This window comes from Flavobacterium sp. DW-iso2 (assembly GCF_058725285.1).
The window spans coordinates 182,071-203,006 of sequence record NZ_JBZXDY010000001.1 but is presented as its reverse complement, the minus strand read 5'-3'; the positions used below and the strand labels follow the sequence as shown (position 1 = coordinate 203,006).

At 33.6% G+C, this 20,936-nt stretch carries 21 protein-coding genes; 17 read left to right on the top strand and 4 right to left on the bottom strand.

The window, feature by feature from the left end:
* Window positions 1-31 precede the first annotated feature (31 nt).
* Entirely contained in the window at window positions 32-514 is a 483-nt protein-coding gene (locus AC4PRO_RS00880; RefSeq protein WP_492115943.1) for a mechanosensitive ion channel domain-containing protein, read from the top strand.
* An 847-nt stretch (window positions 515-1,361) separates the two neighbouring features.
* Here the strand turns inward: AC4PRO_RS00880 and AC4PRO_RS00875 are convergent.
* On the bottom strand, window positions 1,362-2,204 hold the full coding sequence (locus tag AC4PRO_RS00875) for an alpha/beta hydrolase family protein (RefSeq protein WP_492115942.1): 843 nt from the start codon (window positions 2,202-2,204) through the stop codon (window positions 1,362-1,364).
* A 335-nt stretch (window positions 2,205-2,539) separates the two neighbouring features.
* Here AC4PRO_RS00875 and AC4PRO_RS00870 point away from each other — a divergent pair, with 335 nt between their 5' ends.
* The 5 genes from AC4PRO_RS00870 to AC4PRO_RS00850 all read left to right on the top strand — a co-directional run bounded on the left by AC4PRO_RS00870 (window position 2,540) and on the right by AC4PRO_RS00850 (window position 6,907).
* On the top strand, window positions 2,540-2,995 hold the full coding sequence (locus tag AC4PRO_RS00870; protein WP_074723085.1) for a GNAT family N-acetyltransferase: 456 nt from the start codon (window positions 2,540-2,542) through the stop codon (window positions 2,993-2,995).
* A 166-nt stretch (window positions 2,996-3,161) separates the two neighbouring features.
* Window positions 3,162-3,776 carry an SOUL family heme-binding protein gene (locus AC4PRO_RS00865; protein ID WP_492115941.1) on the top strand — a complete coding sequence of 205 codons (615 nt, stop codon included), beginning with the start codon at window positions 3,162-3,164 and terminating at the stop codon, window positions 3,774-3,776.
* A gap of 149 nt (window positions 3,777-3,925) precedes the next feature.
* Complete coding sequence (locus AC4PRO_RS00860) at window positions 3,926-5,554, top strand: long-chain fatty acid--CoA ligase (RefSeq protein WP_492115940.1); 1,629 nt, start codon at window positions 3,926-3,928, stop codon at window positions 5,552-5,554.
* A 239-nt stretch (window positions 5,555-5,793) separates the two neighbouring features.
* Window positions 5,794-6,378 carry a fasciclin domain-containing protein gene (locus AC4PRO_RS00855; RefSeq protein ID WP_175460272.1) on the top strand — a complete coding sequence of 195 codons (585 nt, stop codon included), beginning with the start codon at window positions 5,794-5,796 and terminating at the stop codon, window positions 6,376-6,378.
* Between the two features lie 397 nt (window positions 6,379-6,775).
* A complete protein-coding gene (locus AC4PRO_RS00850) occupies window positions 6,776-6,907 on the top strand; it encodes a hypothetical protein (protein ID WP_262488755.1) in 132 nt (43 codons plus the stop codon).
* A 629-nt stretch (window positions 6,908-7,536) separates the two neighbouring features.
* Here the strand turns inward: AC4PRO_RS00850 and katG are convergent.
* Together katG and AC4PRO_RS00840 are read right to left on the bottom strand one after the other, a co-directional pair.
* Window positions 7,537-9,756 carry a catalase/peroxidase HPI gene (katG, locus tag AC4PRO_RS00845; RefSeq protein WP_492115939.1) on the bottom strand — a complete coding sequence of 740 codons (2,220 nt, stop codon included), beginning with the start codon at window positions 9,754-9,756 and terminating at the stop codon, window positions 7,537-7,539.
* 527 nt (window positions 9,757-10,283) lie between these two features.
* Window positions 10,284-10,457, bottom strand: coding sequence for a hypothetical protein (locus AC4PRO_RS00840; RefSeq protein WP_492115938.1), 174 nt, complete (start codon window positions 10,455-10,457; stop codon window positions 10,284-10,286).
* 342 nt (window positions 10,458-10,799) lie between these two features.
* On the opposite strand from AC4PRO_RS00840, the gene AC4PRO_RS00835 reads away from it, so the two are divergent.
* The 11 genes from AC4PRO_RS00835 (at window position 10,800) to AC4PRO_RS00785 (ending at window position 18,959) form a co-directional block, all read left to right on the top strand.
* Window positions 10,800-11,351, top strand: coding sequence for a GNAT family N-acetyltransferase (locus AC4PRO_RS00835; RefSeq protein ID WP_492115937.1), 552 nt, complete (start codon window positions 10,800-10,802; stop codon window positions 11,349-11,351).
* A 184-nt stretch (window positions 11,352-11,535) separates the two neighbouring features.
* Window positions 11,536-12,159 carry a murein L,D-transpeptidase catalytic domain-containing protein gene (locus AC4PRO_RS00830; RefSeq protein ID WP_492115936.1) on the top strand — a complete coding sequence of 208 codons (624 nt, stop codon included), beginning with the start codon at window positions 11,536-11,538 and terminating at the stop codon, window positions 12,157-12,159.
* A gap of 317 nt (window positions 12,160-12,476) precedes the next feature.
* Complete coding sequence (locus AC4PRO_RS00825) at window positions 12,477-12,791, top strand: HPF/RaiA family ribosome-associated protein (RefSeq protein ID WP_074723092.1); 315 nt, start codon at window positions 12,477-12,479, stop codon at window positions 12,789-12,791.
* 612 nt (window positions 12,792-13,403) lie between these two features.
* Entirely contained in the window at window positions 13,404-13,883 is a 480-nt protein-coding gene (locus AC4PRO_RS00820; RefSeq protein ID WP_492115935.1) for a DUF2231 domain-containing protein, read from the top strand.
* 22 nt (window positions 13,884-13,905) lie between these two features.
* Window positions 13,906-14,580, top strand: a complete 675-nt coding sequence (locus AC4PRO_RS00815) for a response regulator transcription factor (protein WP_492115934.1) — start codon at window positions 13,906-13,908, stop codon at window positions 14,578-14,580.
* A complete protein-coding gene (locus AC4PRO_RS00810) occupies window positions 14,580-15,956 on the top strand; it encodes a sensor histidine kinase (RefSeq protein WP_074723095.1) in 1,377 nt (458 codons plus the stop codon). Before AC4PRO_RS00815 ends, AC4PRO_RS00810 begins: the two co-directional genes overlap by 1 nt.
* Before the next feature lie 89 nt (window positions 15,957-16,045).
* Window positions 16,046-16,264: a hypothetical protein gene (locus AC4PRO_RS00805; RefSeq protein ID WP_492115933.1), complete on the top strand. Its 219-nt coding sequence runs from the start codon at window positions 16,046-16,048 to the stop codon at window positions 16,262-16,264.
* Window positions 16,265-16,284: 20 nt separating this feature from the next.
* Window positions 16,285-17,049 (top strand): rubrerythrin family protein, encoded by a 765-nt coding sequence (locus tag AC4PRO_RS00800; RefSeq protein WP_492115932.1) that lies wholly within the window; start codon window positions 16,285-16,287, stop codon window positions 17,047-17,049.
* A 12-nt stretch (window positions 17,050-17,061) separates the two neighbouring features.
* A complete protein-coding gene (locus tag AC4PRO_RS00795) occupies window positions 17,062-17,553 on the top strand; it encodes a DUF2231 domain-containing protein (RefSeq protein ID WP_492115931.1) in 492 nt (163 codons plus the stop codon).
* Window positions 17,554-17,637: 84 nt separating this feature from the next.
* Window positions 17,638-18,210 (top strand): hypothetical protein, encoded by a 573-nt coding sequence (locus AC4PRO_RS00790; protein WP_492115930.1) that lies wholly within the window; start codon window positions 17,638-17,640, stop codon window positions 18,208-18,210.
* Window positions 18,207-18,959: a cytochrome c3 family protein gene (locus tag AC4PRO_RS00785; RefSeq protein ID WP_492115929.1), complete on the top strand. Its 753-nt coding sequence runs from the start codon at window positions 18,207-18,209 to the stop codon at window positions 18,957-18,959. Before AC4PRO_RS00790 ends, AC4PRO_RS00785 begins: the two co-directional genes overlap by 4 nt.
* A gap of 326 nt (window positions 18,960-19,285) precedes the next feature.
* On the opposite strand, the gene AC4PRO_RS00780 is transcribed toward AC4PRO_RS00785, so the two are convergent.
* Complete coding sequence (locus AC4PRO_RS00780; RefSeq protein ID WP_492115928.1) at window positions 19,286-20,818, bottom strand: SulP family inorganic anion transporter; 1,533 nt, start codon at window positions 20,816-20,818, stop codon at window positions 19,286-19,288.
* Window positions 20,819-20,936: the final 118 nt, after the last annotated feature.

The following is a 20,936-nucleotide window of genomic DNA, read 5'->3' as shown; positions in this document are numbered from 1 at the left end:
ACTATGTTACACAATTAAAACAAAAAACGATATGGACATTAGAATAATAGAGACAATGCTTGCTGTTACCTCCTTCTTTATTTTAAGATTTGTTACTATAAAATTTCTTTCAAAGATTCAGCATAAATACGAGTATTCAAAATACATAATAAGACCTATTTTGAAGTTTATCAATTTATTCAATTTTGTAATCCTAATAACAATAATAATAGCAATCTGGGGAGTTGAGCAGACAAAGCTTCTGACTTTTATTACTTCTGTTCTCGCAGTTATCGGTATAGCATTATTTGCCCAATGGTCCATTCTTTCAAACATATCTTCTGCACTAATCATTTTCATAAGCCATCCTGTTAAATTGGGAGAATCAATTACAATTATTGATAAGGAATTTGATATTACTGGTAAAGTGTCTGATATAGGGCTATTCTATGTGATCTTGAAGACAGAGACCGATGAAAAAATTATGATTCCCAATAATGTGTTTTTACAAAAAGCAACAAAAATAAATTCATGATAGTAATAGGTATGATTCTATTACTAGGCTTTTTATTTTTCCCCATTTGTTCCTAAAGTGCGGCCACAAAAATTGAGGGAGAATACAGTGACAAACCTAAAATGATTCCATCCTTGCAGATCCAATGGTAAAACAGTCCAAAGAAATGAGTTTAGCGGTGTTTTCATCAAAGCCAAATTCAGACACAATGAGAAGAAATTTACTGTTGAATTCAAGATATTGGGAATTTAACAAGATGTAGATTTTGTAAAAAAAAGAGACATCACTCCTATGAGCCATCACAAAATAAAACGTAATCTTAATTGTCTTTACCAAAAAATAAAAAGGTTCAACTGCAATACTTTTAATTTAAATAGTAAATAGTTTTCTGCTCAGTTTAGTGGATTAAAGCCCAAAAATATTGAACTCGATTTTCACACATTGACCAAGTAAATAGATACTAAAAAAGAAAAACAATCAATTCAAAATTTTCAAATACTATTATCTGAACTTACTCAAATTATAAGAATAAGTAGTTTTGAACCAGATCAAATAATTGAATGGAAAAATTTATAAAAAGTTGTTCATAACAGCTAATGATTCTTTGGACTTTAAAAGCAAACCCCCGAGCTATAGCGAACGGACGAAGTCATGAAGCCTTGATTGAGCGAAACTGATGGTGATTCCACTACTCTAAGCGAAAAATATGGCCGAACTAAATTATTTTATTTTACAGTAAAACTGTTTGAATAAAAAAGTAAAGCCGCTAAGACCGTAAAGCATATCCCAAATACCACTCTCTTAAAGTGCGGTCAGTTTATGGAAGACAATCTTTTTTCTTTATTTCTTTATTGCTCCATAGTACCAGCTACAAGAAAAAATCCTTAGTCACAACCACCAATTCTTTAGTATGTTCTGGTAATACTGTTCCTAAATAAGGATGCGACCCTCCAAAAACATGATTAGCTCCCAAAATAATATGACTTTTTGCTTTGGTAAAATGTTTCTTTAACAAATTGAACTCCTCCATTTTAACGGCTTCATCATTTGTTCCTTGAATCATCAAATACGGAATTCGGAGCTTTTGACTCGCATTAATCAAACTGTACTTTTCTCTATTGGTTTCCAGATCCTCCAAAACTTCTATGTTCAAAGGCATCATTTGATTGGTTCTCGCGTTTTTAATATACTGAACACCTTCAGTTCTCCACTTGTCAATAAATTTTGAATTCCAACTGCGATGAAAATCAAACGGACTCGCCCATGTACATATTTTTTCAATTTTAGTTTCATATTGAGTGCAATACAATAATGCCGAAACACCTCCTTTGCTATGACCGATAATAAAAATTTTATCAGTGTTTATTACTGGCAATATTTCTGGTAATTCGTTGACTATAAATTGTTCCACGCTCCCAATATCTTCCATTTCCTTTCCTAAAGTATTGGTAGCAAATTTATCGAGATCCGTAAACTCGACTGAATCTTCTAGTCCCATTCCGTTATGCGAAAAATTAAACTTTAAGAAAGCAAAACCATTTTCTACGAAATAATTGGCTATCATCTGCCAACAACCCCAGTCTTTAAAGCCTTTAAATCCATGACAAAAAATGATGACCCCTTTTTGTTCCTGAGATTCAGAATAACTTAAATCTATTGTAAATTGCTCTTGTAACGCTCCTTCGAGAATAAAATTTCTATCTAATATCATGATTTTTATTTTTAGGCTTCAATAAAAAAGTAGAACAAAGATAAGAAGTTGATGGAATTATTGTTTCTAAAAAATTCTAGTATTTTAAAATGACAGCATCGAAATCATCGATATCTAGCCATCAAGCAAAGAAAATATCCCGCAGATGATTTGTACTATTTTATTTATATATTAGCTTAATAAATAAATCTGGCTTTGTCAGAGCTATATAAAAGTTATGAGAGACCATTTAAGAACTAATGAAATTGAACTATTTTCTTTCAGCACAAAACACTTATTCCTATAAGTTTGAAAACAGCTAGAGGTGGGAGAACATTGGTATTAATTAAAAAAAAATGAAAATAAGACCTTATATCCAAAATGACAAAGTCGCAGTGATTGAACTTCTAAGGTCAAACACACCGCGATTTTTTGACCCCACAGAAGAAAAATATTTGATAGAATACCTGAATAAAGAGGTAGAAGATTACTTCATAGTAGAAGAAAATCATGAAATTATAGGAGCCGGTGGAATCAACTATTTTCCAGAAGAAAAAACGGCTCGAATTTCTTGGGATATTATTAAACCTGATTCACAAGGAAAAGGAATTGGAAGAAAATTAACTGAATACAGAATAAACCATTTGAATAAAAATATTGAAGTTGATATAATTATCGTGAGAACGACTCAACTCGTTTACAAATTCTACGAAAAGAGGGGGTTTAAACTGATGAAAGTCGAAGAAAATTTTTGGGCAAAGAACTTTGACTTATATCAGATGGAATTAAAGAATAAAAACGGCAAAGAATAGCGTTTTGGTGCTGTAACAAGTTATATGATAGCTTCGATTTTTTCTTCGCAAAAAAACCCTTATCTTTAACAGAAACAAATCAGTCTGCATTTACAGCAAGAGGGCAAAGCTACTGAATGCTGGCGCACATTTAAAATGAAAATAGCTTTATCCTTAAATCCAAAAAATGAAAATACTATTCATCTCACTCGGAGTAATACTCTTAGCCTTTGTTGTTGTTCAACTTTATGCCATGAGAGAACAAAAAAATATTGAAACCTATGCTTATGTAGTCAATAAAAAATACGACACATTTGAAATCCGCAGCTACGAAGCAAGTTTATTTACTTCCGTCAAACTGTCCACAAAAGAATTTAAAGAGGCGTCCAGTAAAGGGTTCTCTATTTTAGCCGGATACATTTTTGGCGGAAATGAAAAGAACGAAAAAATATCCATGACCTCACCTGTAACCATGTCTCTGGGAGATTCTATGACCGTTATGTTTTTGGTTCCAAAGAAATTCAAAAAAGAAATGCTTCCTCAGCCTAGTCAATCCCAGATAGAATTTAGAGAAGAACCGGCAAAAACTGTAGCTGCCATCACCTTTGGCGGTTGGGCTAATGATAAAAAAATAGAAAAGTATAAAGAGAAATTAAAGACTGCTTTAGATGTCGAGGGAATAAAGTACACCAACCGATTTTACTTTTTAGGATACAATCCTCCTTTTGAAGTTTTCAACCGTAAAAATGAAGTTATTGTCGAGTTGCAAAATGACGCTATCGACCCAATTAAAAAACAGTAAACTAGTAATCCGTTTTTACAACATATCATACTTAAAATAAATGATTATGTACTAAAGTTATTGTCAAAAAACGGAGTGTCTAAAATAGGAATCGAATATTCCCTAACCAGTAGCACCACAGCATTAAATAATCATTTAAAATTTTTAGTATGGAAGGCTTAATAATGAATTACCCACTCACAACTACTACTATTCTTGAATACGGAAACAGCGTCTATCACCATAAAAAAATAATAACCTATTTACCAGATGGAACACGACAGGAATATCGCTTTGGTGATCTGTATAAACGATGTAAAAAGTTAGCCAATGCGTTAACCTTAAAATTAGGTATCACTAAAGGGGATATGGTAGGTACTTTTGCATGGAATCACGCGCCTCATGTAGAGCTATACTATGGTATTTCAGGTGTTGGAGCCATTTGTCATCCTATAAATATTAGATTGACAAGCGACCAAACGGAATATATAATCAACAATTCTGAAGATAGAGTCATTTTTGTAGACGCTACTTTAGTCCCTCTACTAGAAAAAATTGCCCCACTACTTGAAACTGTAGAATGTTATGTGTTAATAAATGCACCTAAAGATTTTAAAACCTCGTTACTAAATACAATACATTACGAAGATTTATTGGAAGAGCAATCGGAACATTTTGAATGGCCAACATTAAACGAAAATGATGCCAGCGGAATGTGTTACACCAGCGGAACAACTGGTTTACCAAAAGGAGTTTTATATTCTCATAGGTCTACTTATTTGCATGCTTCTAACATTATATCACCTAATGCAGGGAACTACAGCAATCTAGATACCATTCTATTGATTGTGCCACAATTTCATGTAATGGCTTGGGGATTTCCATATTTATGTCTGTTGTCTGGATCAAACATGGTGCTACCTTCCTCTAATTTACAGCCAGACGTTCTTATTAAAATTCTTCAAGAAGAGCAGGTTACTAAAGCAAACGGAGTTCCTACTATTTGGTTAGGCGTTTATGATGCCATGAAGAAGAATCCACCAAAAGAAAAACTGGCGCTTGAAGAATATATTGTAGGAGGTTCTGCATTACCTAAAAGTCTTATTGAAGGTTTCGAAAAAGATTTTGGAATAAAGGGAGTTCAAGCTTGGGGAATGACAGAAACATCTCCTTTGGGTACCGTTTCACGATTACAATCACTGCATACCCATTTATCAGATAACGAAAAGCTTAACATTCGTGCCAAACAAGGTACTGCTTTTCCAGGTGTTGAATTAAGGATAATGACAGATGAGGGGACTTTGGCACTCGCCGATGGTAAGACCATGGGAGAATTACAAATAAAGGGGGCTTGGGTTATCAATTCTTATTTTAAGACGAATAATCAGGATGGTTTTACTCAAGATGGTTGGTTTAAAACGGGTGATGTCAGTACGATCGATGAAGATGGTTATATGGAAATTAAAGACCGTACCAAAGACCTTATAAAAAGTGGTGGTGAATGGATTTCAAGTGTTGCCTTAGAATCGGCATTAATGGCGCATCCAAAAATTAAAGAAGCTGCAGTAATTGCCATAGCAGACGAAAAATGGATAGAAAAACCTTTGGCTTCCATAGTCTTAGTGAATGAGAAAGATACCATATCAGATAGCGAATTAATTGAATTTTTATCGAGAGATTTTGTAAAATATCAGATTCCCAGAGACTATGTTTACATAAATGAAGTACCCAAAACAAGCGTTGGTAAATTTGACAAAAAAGAGATTAGAAGACTTTTTGCCGAAGGAAAGCTTAGTTAAACAGCATAATTACTACTTAGAATAAGAAACGCCAACAATGGTTATAATTAATTGCTTGTTTTTGGCCTACTTCAAGTAACCCAATCTCAACTCTAAATTAAGAGAATTAATTACAAACAGTACCGGCTATTAGGTCCCTATTTTATTATTTGTTTAATTATTTGTTAAAAAAAATAAACAAAACATATAAATGCTTATATTTGAGTATCTTAATTTAATTTAAACTTAAAATAGTAATTATGAAATTAGTAAAAACAATTAGTGCATTTGTGTTAGTAGGAGTAATAACTGCTTCTTGTGGTCAGAAAAAAGAAGCCGAATCAACAGAGATGGCTGATTCAACAGCAGTAGTAATGGACACAACAGTAGTTGTCGAAACACCGAACATTGTAGGGGTAGCAGCAGGAAATGCAGATTTCTCAACGCTTGTTACGGCAGTGAAAGCAGCTGGATTAGTTGAAACATTAAGTAGTGACGGTCCGTTTACGGTTTTCGCACCAAATAACGCAGCATTTGCAAAACTTCCAGCAGGAACTCTAGACAGCTTATTGAAACCAGAAAGTTTAGACAAATTGCAAGCTGTTTTAAAGTACCACGTAGTAGCAGGGAAGTTTGACGCTGCAACAGTAATTGATGCAATAAACAAAAATAACGGAAAATACACTGTTACAACTGTTCAGGGAGGTACAATAGTTTTAAGCTTGAAAGACGGAAAAGTGATGTTAACTGATGCTAATGGCGGAACTGCAACAGTTGTTCTTGCTGATGTAGCTGCTTCCAATGGAGTTATTCATGCCATCGATACCGTGGTTATGCCAAAGTAAGTTTTAACTTATTCTTTTATAAACCGTTGTAGCAATGCAACGGTTTTTTATATCAACTCAACTAAAGTTAGGTTTAAAGTAAAAATCAGTACGCTATAGCCAATGGTCTTACCACCCTATCTGACAGAAATAGATTTAAAAAGTGGAGTCCAGAACCCACTAAAAAAACGGGGCGTCATCCCGCAAGCCAGACATGTAGGAAAAAATAATTAATAAAATATGTTTTATAAATTTAACTTGACTGATAAATTGCTATTTATTGCGGCATTTGCGTCATTAGTGTACTCTGAGATTTTATTTTTTAATGGATACGAAAATCAAGCGATTTTTATAGGACTCTGGGTACCCTCAATACTTTGTTTTGGAATATACTTACATCTAATAAAAAAAAATAAAAATGATTGATTTTATACCCTATTTCGCCGGAGTAATCACCTTATTATTTGGTGTTGCATTCGCCTATGCTTTAACAAATACTAGTAAAAAAGACGCAGAGTTAGAAAAAAAGATTAAGGAAAGTAAATTATAACTAACTCTCTAATGCGAAAACTTGTTTTGGCGATGGGTGAAATAACTCTTTTTAAGCTTATTGCAAAATTCTAAGTTTTTACTTCCTTTCACCGCGATTGCAAAAAATGGAAATCTACTTAAATACATGGGACATTAAAAAATCAAGCTCTCTAAGCCAAATTAGTTCGTCATTTTATTAGTGCTAATGATTTTGAATTATCCCCTCTTTTTTATTGTAAATTAGGCCTTGAGGATACTATTAGGAGGAATACTATGTGTTTCCGTATTCAAAATGGAAGAATTATCCTTTTATTTTCGAGATGCCTCCGTTAAGTATTGCATAGATAATTCTATACTTTTTTTGGAAGTAGATGTTGTCGATTATTTTTGGGTAGCATTTTTAGCGCTAGATCTTCCGACTGAATATGCAACAGTTCATCATGTTCCCATTGAGGAATATGATTGAAAAAAATGTTTTACCCAAGATCCTGCTGTATTCTATGGCAAATTGGAGAATTTGATAAGTAAACGAATAAGTAGCTAAATGTACAGAATTTGAAAAAGTATTACATAACAAAAAAGTGACTCGTTACCGGGTCACTTTTTTTATTTATAATCTCATTTTCTCATTCTCTATCTTTCGATCTTTTAAATTACGTCAAAACGATCTAGGTTCATCACTTTGTCCCATACAGTTACAAAATCTTTAACAAACTTTTCTAAGGCGTCCATAGATCCATAAACTTCAGCAATAGCGCGAAGTTCTGAATTAGAACCAAATATAAGGTCAGCTCTTGTACCAATTCCTTTTAATTCTCCAGTTGTGCGATTATGCCCTTCGAATAGATCATCAGCCTCAGAAACTGCTTTCCAGGTTGTAGTCATATCAAGAAGGTTAACGAAGAAATCATTAGTTAAGGCCTCTTTACGTTCTGTAAATACACCATGATTAGAATGATCAAAGTTTGTATCAAGAACACGCATTCCACCAAGTAGAACGGTCATTTGAGGTACTGATAAAGTTAGTAATTGTGCTTTATCAACTAACATTTCCTCTGACGATATTGTATATTTAGTTTTTAAGTAGTTACGGAAACCATCCGCTTCCGGCTCTAATACATCAAATGATTCTGCATCGGTTTGTTCTTCTGATGCATCTGCTCGTCCTGCTGTAAAAGGAACTGTTACAGTTTGACCAGCGCTTTTTGCTGCCTTTTCGACAGCTGCGCAACCACCTAGAACGATCAAGTCGGCAATTGATACCTTCTTATCTCCTGATTGTGCCGTATTAAATTCTGCTTGAATATGCTCTAGAGTCTCTAAAACTTTCGCTAATTGAGTTGGATTGTTAACTTCCCAATTCTTTTGAGGCGCTAATCTTAAGCGTGCTCCATTTGCACCTCCACGTTTGTCAGATCCACGGAAAGTTGATGCAGAAGCCCAAGCTGTAGATACTAATTGAGATACAGTTAACCCTGAAGCAAGTATCGTTGCTTTTAATGCAGTAACATCAGCATTATCTATTAATTTGTGTGTTACAGCTGGAATAGGATCTTGCCAGATTAATTCCTCTTTTGGAATATCTTTACCAATATAACGGGTTACTGGTCCCATATCACGGTGCATTAGTTTAAACCAAGCACGAGCAAAAACATCTGCTAAATGATCAGGATTCGCTAAAAACTTTCTTGAAATTGGCTCATATATAGGATCTACTCTTAGTGCTATATCACTAGTTAGCATAAATGGTGCATGAGTTTTTGATGCATTGTGAGCATCTGGTACAGTACCTGCTCCTGCTCCATTCTTTGGTTGCCATTGCTGTGCACCTCCTGGACTTTTAGTTAATTCCCATTCGAAACCAAAAAGGTTTTCAAAGTAATTGTTACTCCACTTTGTTGGTGTAGTACTCCAAGCTCCTTCTAATCCACTTGAAATAGTGTCTTCTCCCTTTCCAGTACGAAAGCTGTTTTTCCAGCCAAGTCCTTGTTGCTCAATACCTGCTGCTGCAGGTTCTGGACCTACATATTTATCAGGATCAGCGGCACCGTGTACTTTACCAAAAGTATGACCACCAGCTATAAGTGCAACGGTTTCTTCATCATTCATCGCCATACGCTTAAAAGTCTCGCGAATGTCACGTGCAGATAAAAGCGGATCAGGATTCCCGTTAGGTCCTTCAGGATTTACGTAAATCAGTCCCATTTGAACTGCTGCCAAAGGATTTTCTAAGTCACGCTCTGCAGTATAACGTTTGTCATCTAACATTTTACCTTCAGAACCCCAATAGATGTCTTCCTCAGATTGCCAGATATCTTCACGTCCTCCGCCAAAACCAAAAGTCTTCAATCCCATAGAATCAAGAGCACAATTCCCAGTTAGAACAATAAGATCTCCCCAAGAAAGTTTTCTACCATATTTTTGTTTTATTGGCCATAATAATAAACGCGCTTTATCTAAATTTGCATTGTCAGGCCAACTATTTAGTGGTGCAAATCTTTGAGAACCAGAACCAGAACCTCCACGACCATCTGCAGTGCGATATGTACCTGCACTGTGCCAAGCCATTCTAATGAAAAACGGTCCATAATGACCGTAATCTGCTGGCCACCAATCTTGAGAGGTCGTCATAACAGCTACAATATCCTTCTTTACAGCATCGAGATCTAATGTTTTGAATTCTTCGGCATAATTAAATTTATCACCCATTGGATTTGATAAATCCGCATGTTGACGTAGAATGTTTAATTGCAACTGATTAGGCCACCATTCCTTATTATTTTTAGCAGTTCCGGCGCTTTGTTTTGCTGCAACTGCACCTCCGCCAAAGGGGCATTTACTTTCACCGTTTGTGTTATTTCCTTCCATAATTTGTAAAATTTAGATTTATTAGTTGTTCAAAGGTACTGTATCTTTTTCGATAATTTTTATCTATAGATTTTATATAATCATAGATAAACATTATAGTTTTAACTTAAATAGCGACGTTACAAGATACGAAATTATTGGTAACCTAGAACAGGTATTCTTAGCTCCAGCTATCATTCAATCCAAATAAACTTATAAAAATGAAGTTGTTACGAAAGCAGTTACTAACAGCTATGTGGAAGTGATGAATCTATTACAGATCAACTACTAAACATTGCCACATTGTTAGATAAATCTATTATTGAAGAGTAAATAATAAACCTTCAGTAGTAACAACAATAGGTTAAAATAGATCTATTACTAAGGATACGGTTTAAAAACTAAACTTTGATTGTAAAATATCTTCCATTACAAATAAGAATTTTAATAGAAGATATTATTGTTACAAGTTCCAGAAAAAAAATCAACAGTTCCGTTATTTATGAGCTAAAACAATTGTAAAAAAACTACTTGAATCAAATAGTTTTTTAAATCTCTCTGAAAGTAGTTCCAGCTGCCAGAACCAAAAATCCAACTAGTAATAGGCCATAATTATATTGACTTAAAATCTGAACATGGGTGAAGTGGCCAATAATTCCAAGGATACCGCAAGCCAAGCCAATGATCCAGGTAATTTTCTTAGGTGAAGAAGGTTTTGTCATAAAAAATATGTTTTTGGTTATTATTTGATAAAAACGCAATGACTTAGAAAAAAGGTTACAACTTGGTTTGTCAAGAAGCCCGATTCCTATTATCTGTATTAAATTATCAAAGTGAAATCAAAAATATACTTTTCTCACTAACTAATTATTATATAATTTTTGCTTTTAATTACATAAATCACAGATGTAGTTTATAATCAAATACTTTTAAAGTTCTAAGAAACGATAGCCTTAAAGAAATTCCAGGAAATTAAATAATCGTCCGATAAAAAGATTTAATTTTGAAGCACCTAATGATAGATTTAACCAAAATTTTGTTTAAGTCAATTGAATACAATAAGAATGAGCAATAAAAATAGGATAGTAGTATCCGAAACTATTACACTAACGGCAATTTCAATTACAGATCAAGAAAAATTGTTCTCCCTAATGTCCAGAATATATCTTCCCGAATACCACCATCTTTGGTTTGATGCTGGTGCGTGGTATATGGATAAAATATATTCCTATGCTAATCTGGAAAAAGACCTCGCTACTCCTAACTCTTCCTATTATTTTGTTCACTACCAATCTGAAACAATTGGGATCTTAAAACTAATCGAAAATGTCCCTTTATTTGAATTTAAAGATAGAAATTCAGCTAAACTGGATCGAATATATCTTGATCCTGATTTCCATGGCAAAGGCATCGGAAAAACCCTTATCCATTGGGTAGAAAATAGATTGGCATCTAATAGTCATTCCATTTTATGGTTGGAAGCAATAGATACACAGGAAAAAGCATTAGTCTTTTATGAAAAAATGGATTACAAAATTTGTGGTACATTCAAATTAAAATATGAACTAATCCATCCCAATTTAAGAGGAATGTACCGAATGTATAAACCTATTTAGAGCTTGGAAAAACAAATCCAGAAGGTAGCCTTCACCTTACATTTGTTAAAATACTGATTTTCAGACCACCACGTATTTGTTTTTCATAACTTTGCAAAGCAGTAGTACCTATTCTAAGTTCTTTTAGCTTTATCGAGTTATAAAGTATTGGTACGAATAAAAGTAAATTTAATACCCTTATAAAATGAGAAAACTATTCTTTGTTACGCTATCAGTAGGATTCCTCTTTTTGAGCAATAATGTTTTTTCTAAAAATATTGTTATAAATCCTTTTGTGCATTCAGAATTGAATAGCGCAACAGAAGAAAAACTCATACAACACGTAATAAGAATTAAGGAATTAGTGAGCCATAATCCAAAATACAATCAAGACATCGCCTTTTTTATAGACATGCATGTGATGTCTGGAAAAAATAGGTTTTTTGTTTATGATCTGAAGAATGATATACTACTAGATCAAGGATTAGTGGCACATGGTTTCGGTTCACGAATTAAAAGTGATGGAGTTCAAAAATTCAGTAATGAAAGTGGTTCTCTTTGCACTTCCTTAGGCAGTTATAGCATCGGACATAGTTATAATGGGCAATTTGGTAAAGCATATAAGTTGCATGGCTTAGATGCAACAAACAACAAGTCGTACTCCAGAAATATTGTTCTCCATAAAAGCAGCGATGTCCCTTATGAAGAACAGAATGGCCAAATAGGATACAGTTTTGGCTGCCCTATGCTTAATGAACAATATTATCAACGAATTGAAAAACGAATTGATGATTCTAAGAGCGATATTATTCTAGATATTTATTATTAAATAAAAGCGGTCTCAATTTCTAGACTTACAATACAGTTTTCTCGATATTCTTCTTATACTCTGCTATGCACTAGGATTACCTAGATGTGTGAATCATGTAATTTATTTTTGGTTAGATGTAACACTTTCTGTCCAAGATTACTTAAGTTTACATTATAACAAACTCAATGTAGAGAAGGTATTTCATAAAAAAATAATTTGCATTTTATGCTTCGTTTAAGGACAAGAGTAATTTTAAACTTAATAAACAACAGCAAGCATTATGTTATTTTGAATATCTTCTTTCGAAAAAAAAATAATAACAAAAAAATACATTTATGACTATTCAATTAAATTCAGACAATAACTTAACATTACACGAAGCATTCAGAGCACAATTAAATACCTTACTATCTGAAGAATTAAGCAGATTTGGTGCACATATTACAAGGATAGAAGCTCATTTTTCAGATGAAAATGGTCAAAAAGAAGGACAAAATGATAAACTATGTAAACTGGAAGCACGTCTTGAAGGGATGAAACCAATTGTTGTTTCCAATAATGGAAACACTCATGAATTAGCAGTAAAAGGTGCAATAAATAAGCTAAAAACATCGCTTGACAGTGCACTTGGTCGTTTGAATAATCATTAATTATCTATGGAATCATAAATAGTCTAACTAATCCTAATTCCCAGATGGTACTTTAGTACAGTTACTCTACTTACAATTAATACGGGAAACGCCTTCATTTAACAAAAATTAATGAGGGCGTTTTTTTTATGCTGATATGTTACCTCTTAAAACAGCAACAAACAAAAAAGTGAACGTACTAACCCATCATATGAGAACGATATTGTAAGCTTACAAGATGATTTTGGACGATAATAATTAAGTTGTGCCTTATATTGAATAATTACAAATCCTTGCTGTTAACTAAAATTATGATACCTATTATTGATAGTGAAGCACAACAAATAGGTATATTTTAAAATCGAAAAATATATTTTTAATCCGCTTATATTAACTTTTTTTATTCAAAAAAAGAATGGACATACTAAATAAGTAATTGTCCCTTATGTTCTAAAAAATTACTATCCTCGTTATTGATGAAAGACCAACAATACTTCGTGGTTTGCAGCAACCAGAATAAGAGCTCTTAAAAAAAATGCTTTTGAACCTAAAAAAACCACTTTAGCGAATCTTAAGAATTCACTAACCAATTCCACATACTTTCTTGTTCATCTTTGCTAAAAACAAAACAGTATGATATCTCCAACACATTTACATGCGATGGCTATACACTTTCCCATTGCATTACTCATGATCGCATTTTTTAGCGAAATAGTAGGCCTTATTTTTAAGAAAACATTTTTCAACAAGGCCGCTCTTTACTTCCTTATATTAGGTACATTTGGGACTATTGTATCTTACCTGTCTGGCGATGCCGCCGGTGAAGGTATTGAAGAGGGAGCACTGGGGAAGGCAATTGCATTGCACGAACAAGCGGCTAGTATAACATTGTGGCTTTCTATTGCTACGACTTTGGTATATGGCGCAGTAGTACTATTTAAGTACCATCATAAATGGACTAAACTAATTATTGTTTTACTGTTTACTGCTTTGATAGCATCTGTTACTCGAACAGGGTATTTGGGAGGACAATTGGTATACAAATATGGAGCTGGTGTAGAATTAGGTTTACCCGATTTTAATGCCCTAGATAGCACATCAAATCAACAGTAAAACAATTTTTAATATTAAAGCAATGAGAATTTTAATCGTAGAAGACGAACCATCTATTTCAGGTTTCTTAAAAGAAGGACTCGAAGAAGAAGGCTTTGCAGTTGACGTTGCCGATAATGGTAAAAAAGGCCTCGAACTAGCTTTAGATTTTATAAATGAATATGATATTATTTTGCTAGATTGGATGCTTCCCGGTCTTAGTGGCATTGAGATCTGTCGTACTATTCGAAAAGTAAATCAACAAGTACCCATAATTTTCTTGACCGCCAAAGATACTGTAGATGATACTGTTTTTGGTTTAGAAACAGGCGCCAATGACTATTTAAAAAAGCCGTTTGCTTTTGAAGAGTTGTTAGCTCGCATACGAGTACTAATGCGAAAATCTACTGGCGAACAGGCTATCTTTTCAACTCGGGATATTAAGATGAATATAGAGGTATATGAGGTAACTAAACCAGGTAAACAAATTATCTTAACTCAGAAAGAATTTGCGTTATTAGAGTTTTTGCTTAGAAACAAAGGAAAAGTTTGCCGTCGCTCCCGCATTATGGAAAAAATATGGGATGTTCATTTTGACAAAGACACTGCTGTCATTGATGTTTTCATAAACGGTATACGAAAAAAATTGGATGATGAAGACCAAGAATCTTTTATACAAACTGTAAGAGGTGTAGGGTATAAAATAAACGAAGACTGATGAAACTAAGCTTTAAAAAGAGAATAGCTACCTATAATTTAATTGCGATTGCTACTTTAACGGCTATCGCATTTATCGCTATTTATGGTGTAGTTTATTATACTTCCTACAAGCACTTAGACGATGACATTATTACCGAAAAAGCGGAAGTGTTTTCAAATTTAGATTGGGATGATGAGACGATCATTATGAACAAAATGCCAGAATGGGAAGAATCTGAGCACAAACAAATTGAGGTTAACCCCACCTTCATACAAATTGTTGATTTGAATGGAGAAACCATTTTCAAGTCGGCTAATCTACAAGAAAACCATTTTCTTTTTAATCCAAAAAATAAGACAACTGTTTTTTACAACGCAACAATTAAATATCAAAAAATAAGACAAGGACAGTTTCCTGTTTTTAATGATAATAATAAAATAATAGGGCAACTTACTATTGGTATTTCTCAGCAAGAATCTTATAATGTATTGCACAACTTAATGATTGTACTTATTGTAACGTATCTTTTTATTATTTCAATTTTATACTTCATTATGATTTTTGTGGCTTCAAAAGCCATAGCACCGATACATCAACTGATTCAATCGGCTTCTCAAATTAATTATGCCAATATCAATTCTAGACTACCATTGCCCGAAAATGAGGATGAAATTCATCAATTAGCTACCACCATTAATGAATTATTAAGCAGATTGGAAAGCAGTTTTTATCAACAAAAACAATTTACCTCTGATGCTTCTCATGAAATGCAGACCCCTTTAGCTGCTATAAAAGGTATTATTGAAGTTCTTTTAAGAAAACCTCGAACGGCGGAACGCTATGAGGAAAAAATGCAAGAGGTATTACTTCAAACCAATCGTTTATCACAATTATATGCCCAATTATTACAGTTGGCTCGATTAGAATCATCCGTTCTTGTAGCTAATAAAGAGAAAATATTTTTGAAAACTACAGTCAGAAAAATGCTCAAAACACATGATGAAATTATCAGAAATAATAACATCAAAATACACGATAACATTCCACCAGAAGCTGTAGTTTGGGCTGATATCCTATTATTGGAAATAATAATAGACAACTTAATTTCTAATGCAATTAAGTATAATAAAATAGACGGAGCGATTTTCTTTAATTGGATTGAATTAACCAAAACGCTTCGTATAACTGATGAAGGCATAGGAATTGACACACATCAATTACCATTGCTGTTCAATCGTTTTTATAGAGCTGATGACTCCCGAAGCGCTCAAATACCTGGAAACGGATTAGGTCTTTCTATAGCCAAACGTTTATGTGATGCGCAAAATATTACCCTCACTGTAACCAGTGTGAAAGGTCAAGGCACCACTTTTCAATTGCAATTTCCTACCTAAAGATTTTAGCTGATTTTAAGATTACACTAAGATAAGGAAAAGACACCTAGTCCGACCTTTACATTGTTATAAATTTTAAAACACATCTTATGAAACCACAAATCATCACATTCGCATTACTTCTTGCTGTTCTTAGTTTTACTTCTTGTAAAAATAACGAAACCACAACGCCGGAAACACCTATTGCCAAAGCAGCAACTACGCAAGTTGACTCTATTAATCAGCTACCTGCAACAGCAGTGAAAGATTACACAAAATCTTCAGAAAAAGAAGAGAATGAAGCGAACGAAAAGAACAAAAATAAATAAATTAAATTAAAAAAGAACTCATGAAACTACAAACTAACGAACTCCGTAAAAACAAACTGTTTAGCGTGAGTAAAAAAAATACAATATTAGTTGCTCTCCTTATAACTGCTGCACTTTCTTTATCTTCTTGCAAAAATGCCGAGGAAAACAAGGCTGAAATGAAACAGCCAACTGAATCTTTGTCTAGTAATAAAACGTCCAGTACTTTAGGATCACTTTCAGTGGCAGAAGCTGAGAAAAAAACCATTGCCAATCTACAAGAGGCTTTTAATGGTGAATCCAATGCCACAGCTCGTTATGCAGCCTTTTCTAAAAAAGCTGCGGAAGAAGGGTATAAGGAAATTGCCTTATTATTCAAAGCAGCTTCATTGGCTGAAAAGATTCACGCAGGCAATCATAAAGGAGTACTCGAAACAATGGGTATTGCTGTAAAACCAGCTACGATTAATATAAAAGTACTTTCTACGAAAGAGAACTTAGAGGCTGCAATTAAAGGGGAAACGTATGAAGCCACAATAATGTATCCCAACTTTCTTAAAGATGCAGATATAGCAGGAAACCAGTTGGCTTTAATTAGTTTAAACTATGCCTATAAAACAGAGAAAAAACATCAAGCATTCTACGAACAAGCTTTAAAAGCGTTGATTAATAATAAGTCAAACACCTTGTCATCTACTTACTTTGTCTGCCCAACTTGTGGGAACACTTATGAAGCTACAGCACCAAAACGTTGCGGTATTTCAATGACAAGCGCAGAAAAATTTATCAAGATTAATTCACTTTAAAGTATAGAAATCATGGATCAAACTCATTTACATTTACTAATTACACATCTCCCCATTTTTGGCTCACTACTTGGCTCATTAGTATTGGGATATGCGATATGGAAAAAAAGTACCACCACCACCCTTGCTGCATATTATCTGCTTATCATTTCGGCAATAGGAACTGTAATAGCTTATCTCACTGGTGAAGGCGCAGAAGAAACTGTAGAAAACATCTCAGGAGTTTCTGAAAACGTCATCGAACAGCATGCTGATTTTGCAACTTATGCCTTAGTAGGACTGATTATAGTAGGTGCTTTATCTTTGATAGGAGTCTTTTTCCAACTTACCAAAAGTACCTTTGCAAAACCTTTGGTTACAGCTACCCTATTTATGGCACTTATCAGTTTTATTTTGGTTGCCCGCACAGGATATTTAGGCGGTCAGATTAGACACACTGAAATTGCGGATGGAGCAACACAAAACATTGGAGAACAAGGCGGTGACGACCACGATGATGATTAAATCTAATTAATGAAAACTAACCCAAAACAAGCATAAAATGAATTTCATAAATGTTTGTTTTGGGTTTTTTAATACTCATCTGTAATGAAAAAAGGAATTATTTTAAAAGATATTATTCCATTCTTACTTTGGTTTTCAACAATGCTCTTCATTGCTATATTAATTGATGTCTTACTTCATTTTTTGAATTTAGGATACGTAGGTACGTATTTAGGATATGTAGGAACTTTTACAATTTTAATTTCCTTTACTTATTCTTTAAAAAAAAGAAATATTATAAATTTTGGTATTCCAAAAGTACTACTTGATTATCATGAATATCTTGCTTTGGCAGGTTCAATTATGATTCTTGTTCATGCAGGAGTTCACATGAATGCGATTTTGCCTTGGCTTGCCATTGCTATACTCTTAATTAATGTTGCTAGTGGATTGATTGGAAAACATATTGTCCAACAAGCACATCAGACGATGAAGGATAGAAAGAAAGAACTTAAACAAGCTGGATTGTCATCGGACGAAATGGAGAAAGAACTCTTTTGGGATACCATTACTATTGAAAAAATGAGACAATGGAGAACAATTCACTTACCTATTACTTACTTTTTAGCACTGTTATCATTAATTCACATAATTGCCGTCCTAATTTTTAACGAATGAAAAACTACCTTTTTATAGCCATCACATTAGTTATTCTGGGACTTGTATATTCTTTTCCAAATCTTATGATTTCACCCGGAAATCTATATCAAAAACATTCAGAGATAAATAATGATTGCTTTGCTTGTCATAAAGTGTTTTCAGGAACTCCAAATGAAAATTGTATTTCATGTCATAAGGTTGCTGAAATCGGCTTAAAATCAAGTGCAAAAAAAGATACAATTAGAACAAACGAAATTTTATTTCATAAAAATCTTCAAAATCAAGATTGCATTTCATGTCATTCAGAACATAAAGGCTTAAATTCTAAGTTAGGATTAAGTAAATTCAATCATCTATTTCTAAATAAAAACGACCAAAAAAATTGTGTAAATTGTCATTCTCAGCCCAAAAATGAACTTCATAATCAAATCGACAATTCGTGTGTAAGTTGTCATTTAACTTCAAAATGGAAACCATTTACATTCAAACATGACAACTATTTTGTTTTAGATAGAAATCATACTACAGATTGTAAAACGTGCCATAATACTACGGCTAAAAACGATTTTAAATCCTATAGCTGTTTTAGATGCCATGAACATTCTAGAAACTCCATTCGCAAGGAACATTTGAAAGAAGAAATAACAAATTTTACAAATTGTGTACTTTGTCATAAAAGTGGTGATGACGATGATATTCGAATGAGTGTTAAAGATGTTAAAAAGTATATGAACAAAGAACTATCAAAAAATAAAGATGATGATTAGATCAGTTCTCAATCCAAACACACTTATTAAAAAAAACAAAATCTCGTACTATTTTATTGAAACTTGGAACAATCAAAAATAATACATTGCCTCGTCAGCTTGTTAACGCTATGGTGTGCTTTGAACTATAAAATGTAGGGTCACTAATAGTACCGTTTTTTGTTTCCACATCCAGTAAACTTTATAGAATAAGTAGCTAGAGACTTTCTATTATGCAAGTATAAATTATTAGAAATATAATTTATAAAAGCTTTTATCAATGGAATTAGAGCTCCTTTCCTCTTATAAAAAAAATAGACTTGAAATTTTTTCAAGTCTATTTTTTTTTAATTAGCCGCTACTTTATAAGTAGGATCTTCCATGATATTAATGTCAATCACATCGTTTGCGTCATGCAGCAACTGGCGACAGTCAGCGCTTAAATGTCTCAGATGGATTTTTTTTCCCACTTTTGCATATCGTTCAGTTAATTTATTTACGGCATCAATTGCGCTCATATCGGTAATTTTGCTTTCTTTAAAATCAACAACTACTTCATCAGGATCATTAAAAACGTCAAATTTTTCAGCAAATATGGTAGTGGAACCAAAAAAAAGTGGGCCATATATTTCATAGTGCTTTACCCCTTTATCATCAATATACTTTCTGGCCCGAATGCGCTTTGCACTTTCCCAAGCAAAAACTAAGGCCGAAATAATAACACCAATCAAAACCGCTAAGGCCAAATTGTGAAGCACAACCGTGATGGCAGCCACCAACAGTAAAACGAAAATGTCATGTTTAGGCATTTTATTTATGATACGAAAGCTAACCCACTCAAAGGTACCTATCGCTACCATTATCATCACTCCAACCAAAGCTGCTATTGGCAATTGTTCAATTACGGGCGCTCCAAATAAAATGATAACAAGAATCGCTAATGACGCGACTATCCCTGACAAACGAGCTCTAGAACCTGCAGAAAGGTTAACTAAAGTTTGGGCTATCATGGGACAACCTCCCATTCCAAAGAAAAAACCATTTAAAATATTAGCGCTTCCTTGAGCAATACATTCCCTGTTACCGCTGCCTTTTGTTCCCGTCATTTCATCCACTAAGTTTAAAGTCAGCAATCCCTCAGTTAATCCTACTGAAGCCATAATTAGAGCATATGGGAAAATTATTTTTAAAGTTTCTAAACTTAAAGTAATATTAGGAATGTGAAATGGTGGAAAACCACCGCTTATGGAAGCAATATCAGCAACTGTTTTTGTTTCAATTCCAAAACCTAAAACCAATCCAAAAACCACAATAATAGCTACTAATGAAGCCGGTACCGCTTTAGTTACTTTAGGAAGGAATATTACAATTGCAATAGTTAAAGCCACTAAACCAGCCATAATAAACATAGGACTACCTGATAACCAAACACTTTCTCCATTTACAATTGTTTTGAATTGCTCCAGTTGAGACATAAAAATAATTATGGCTAACCCGTTCACAAAACCAAACATTACGGGCTGTGGCACCAATCGTATAAACTTGCCTAACTTAAAAAGGCCAATCAAAATTTGTATTATCCCTGTCAAAGCTACGGCTGCAAATACATATTCTAAACCATTTGACTTCATTAAGGCAATTAAAACAATTACTGTAGCCCCTGCTCCACCAGACACCATTCCGGGTCTACCTCCGAACACAGCGGTAACTAAGCCCATTATAAATGCAGCATACAATCCTACTAAGGGTGGAAAACCAGCTAATATAGCAAATGATAATGACTCCGGAATCATGGTCATAGCAACGGTTAAACCGGCTAAAATTTCTATTCTGTAATTTACTTTTTGTTTGAAGTCGAATAAGTTGAAATACTGTTTCATTCTATTTTATAAAATATGTGTGAATTTATGGTTTGAAAACAGATGGTGATTCAAAATGAAACCCTAAAACAGGGCTTAATCATGTTTAACATCTAAGAAAAAAATATTCTTTTGGTCT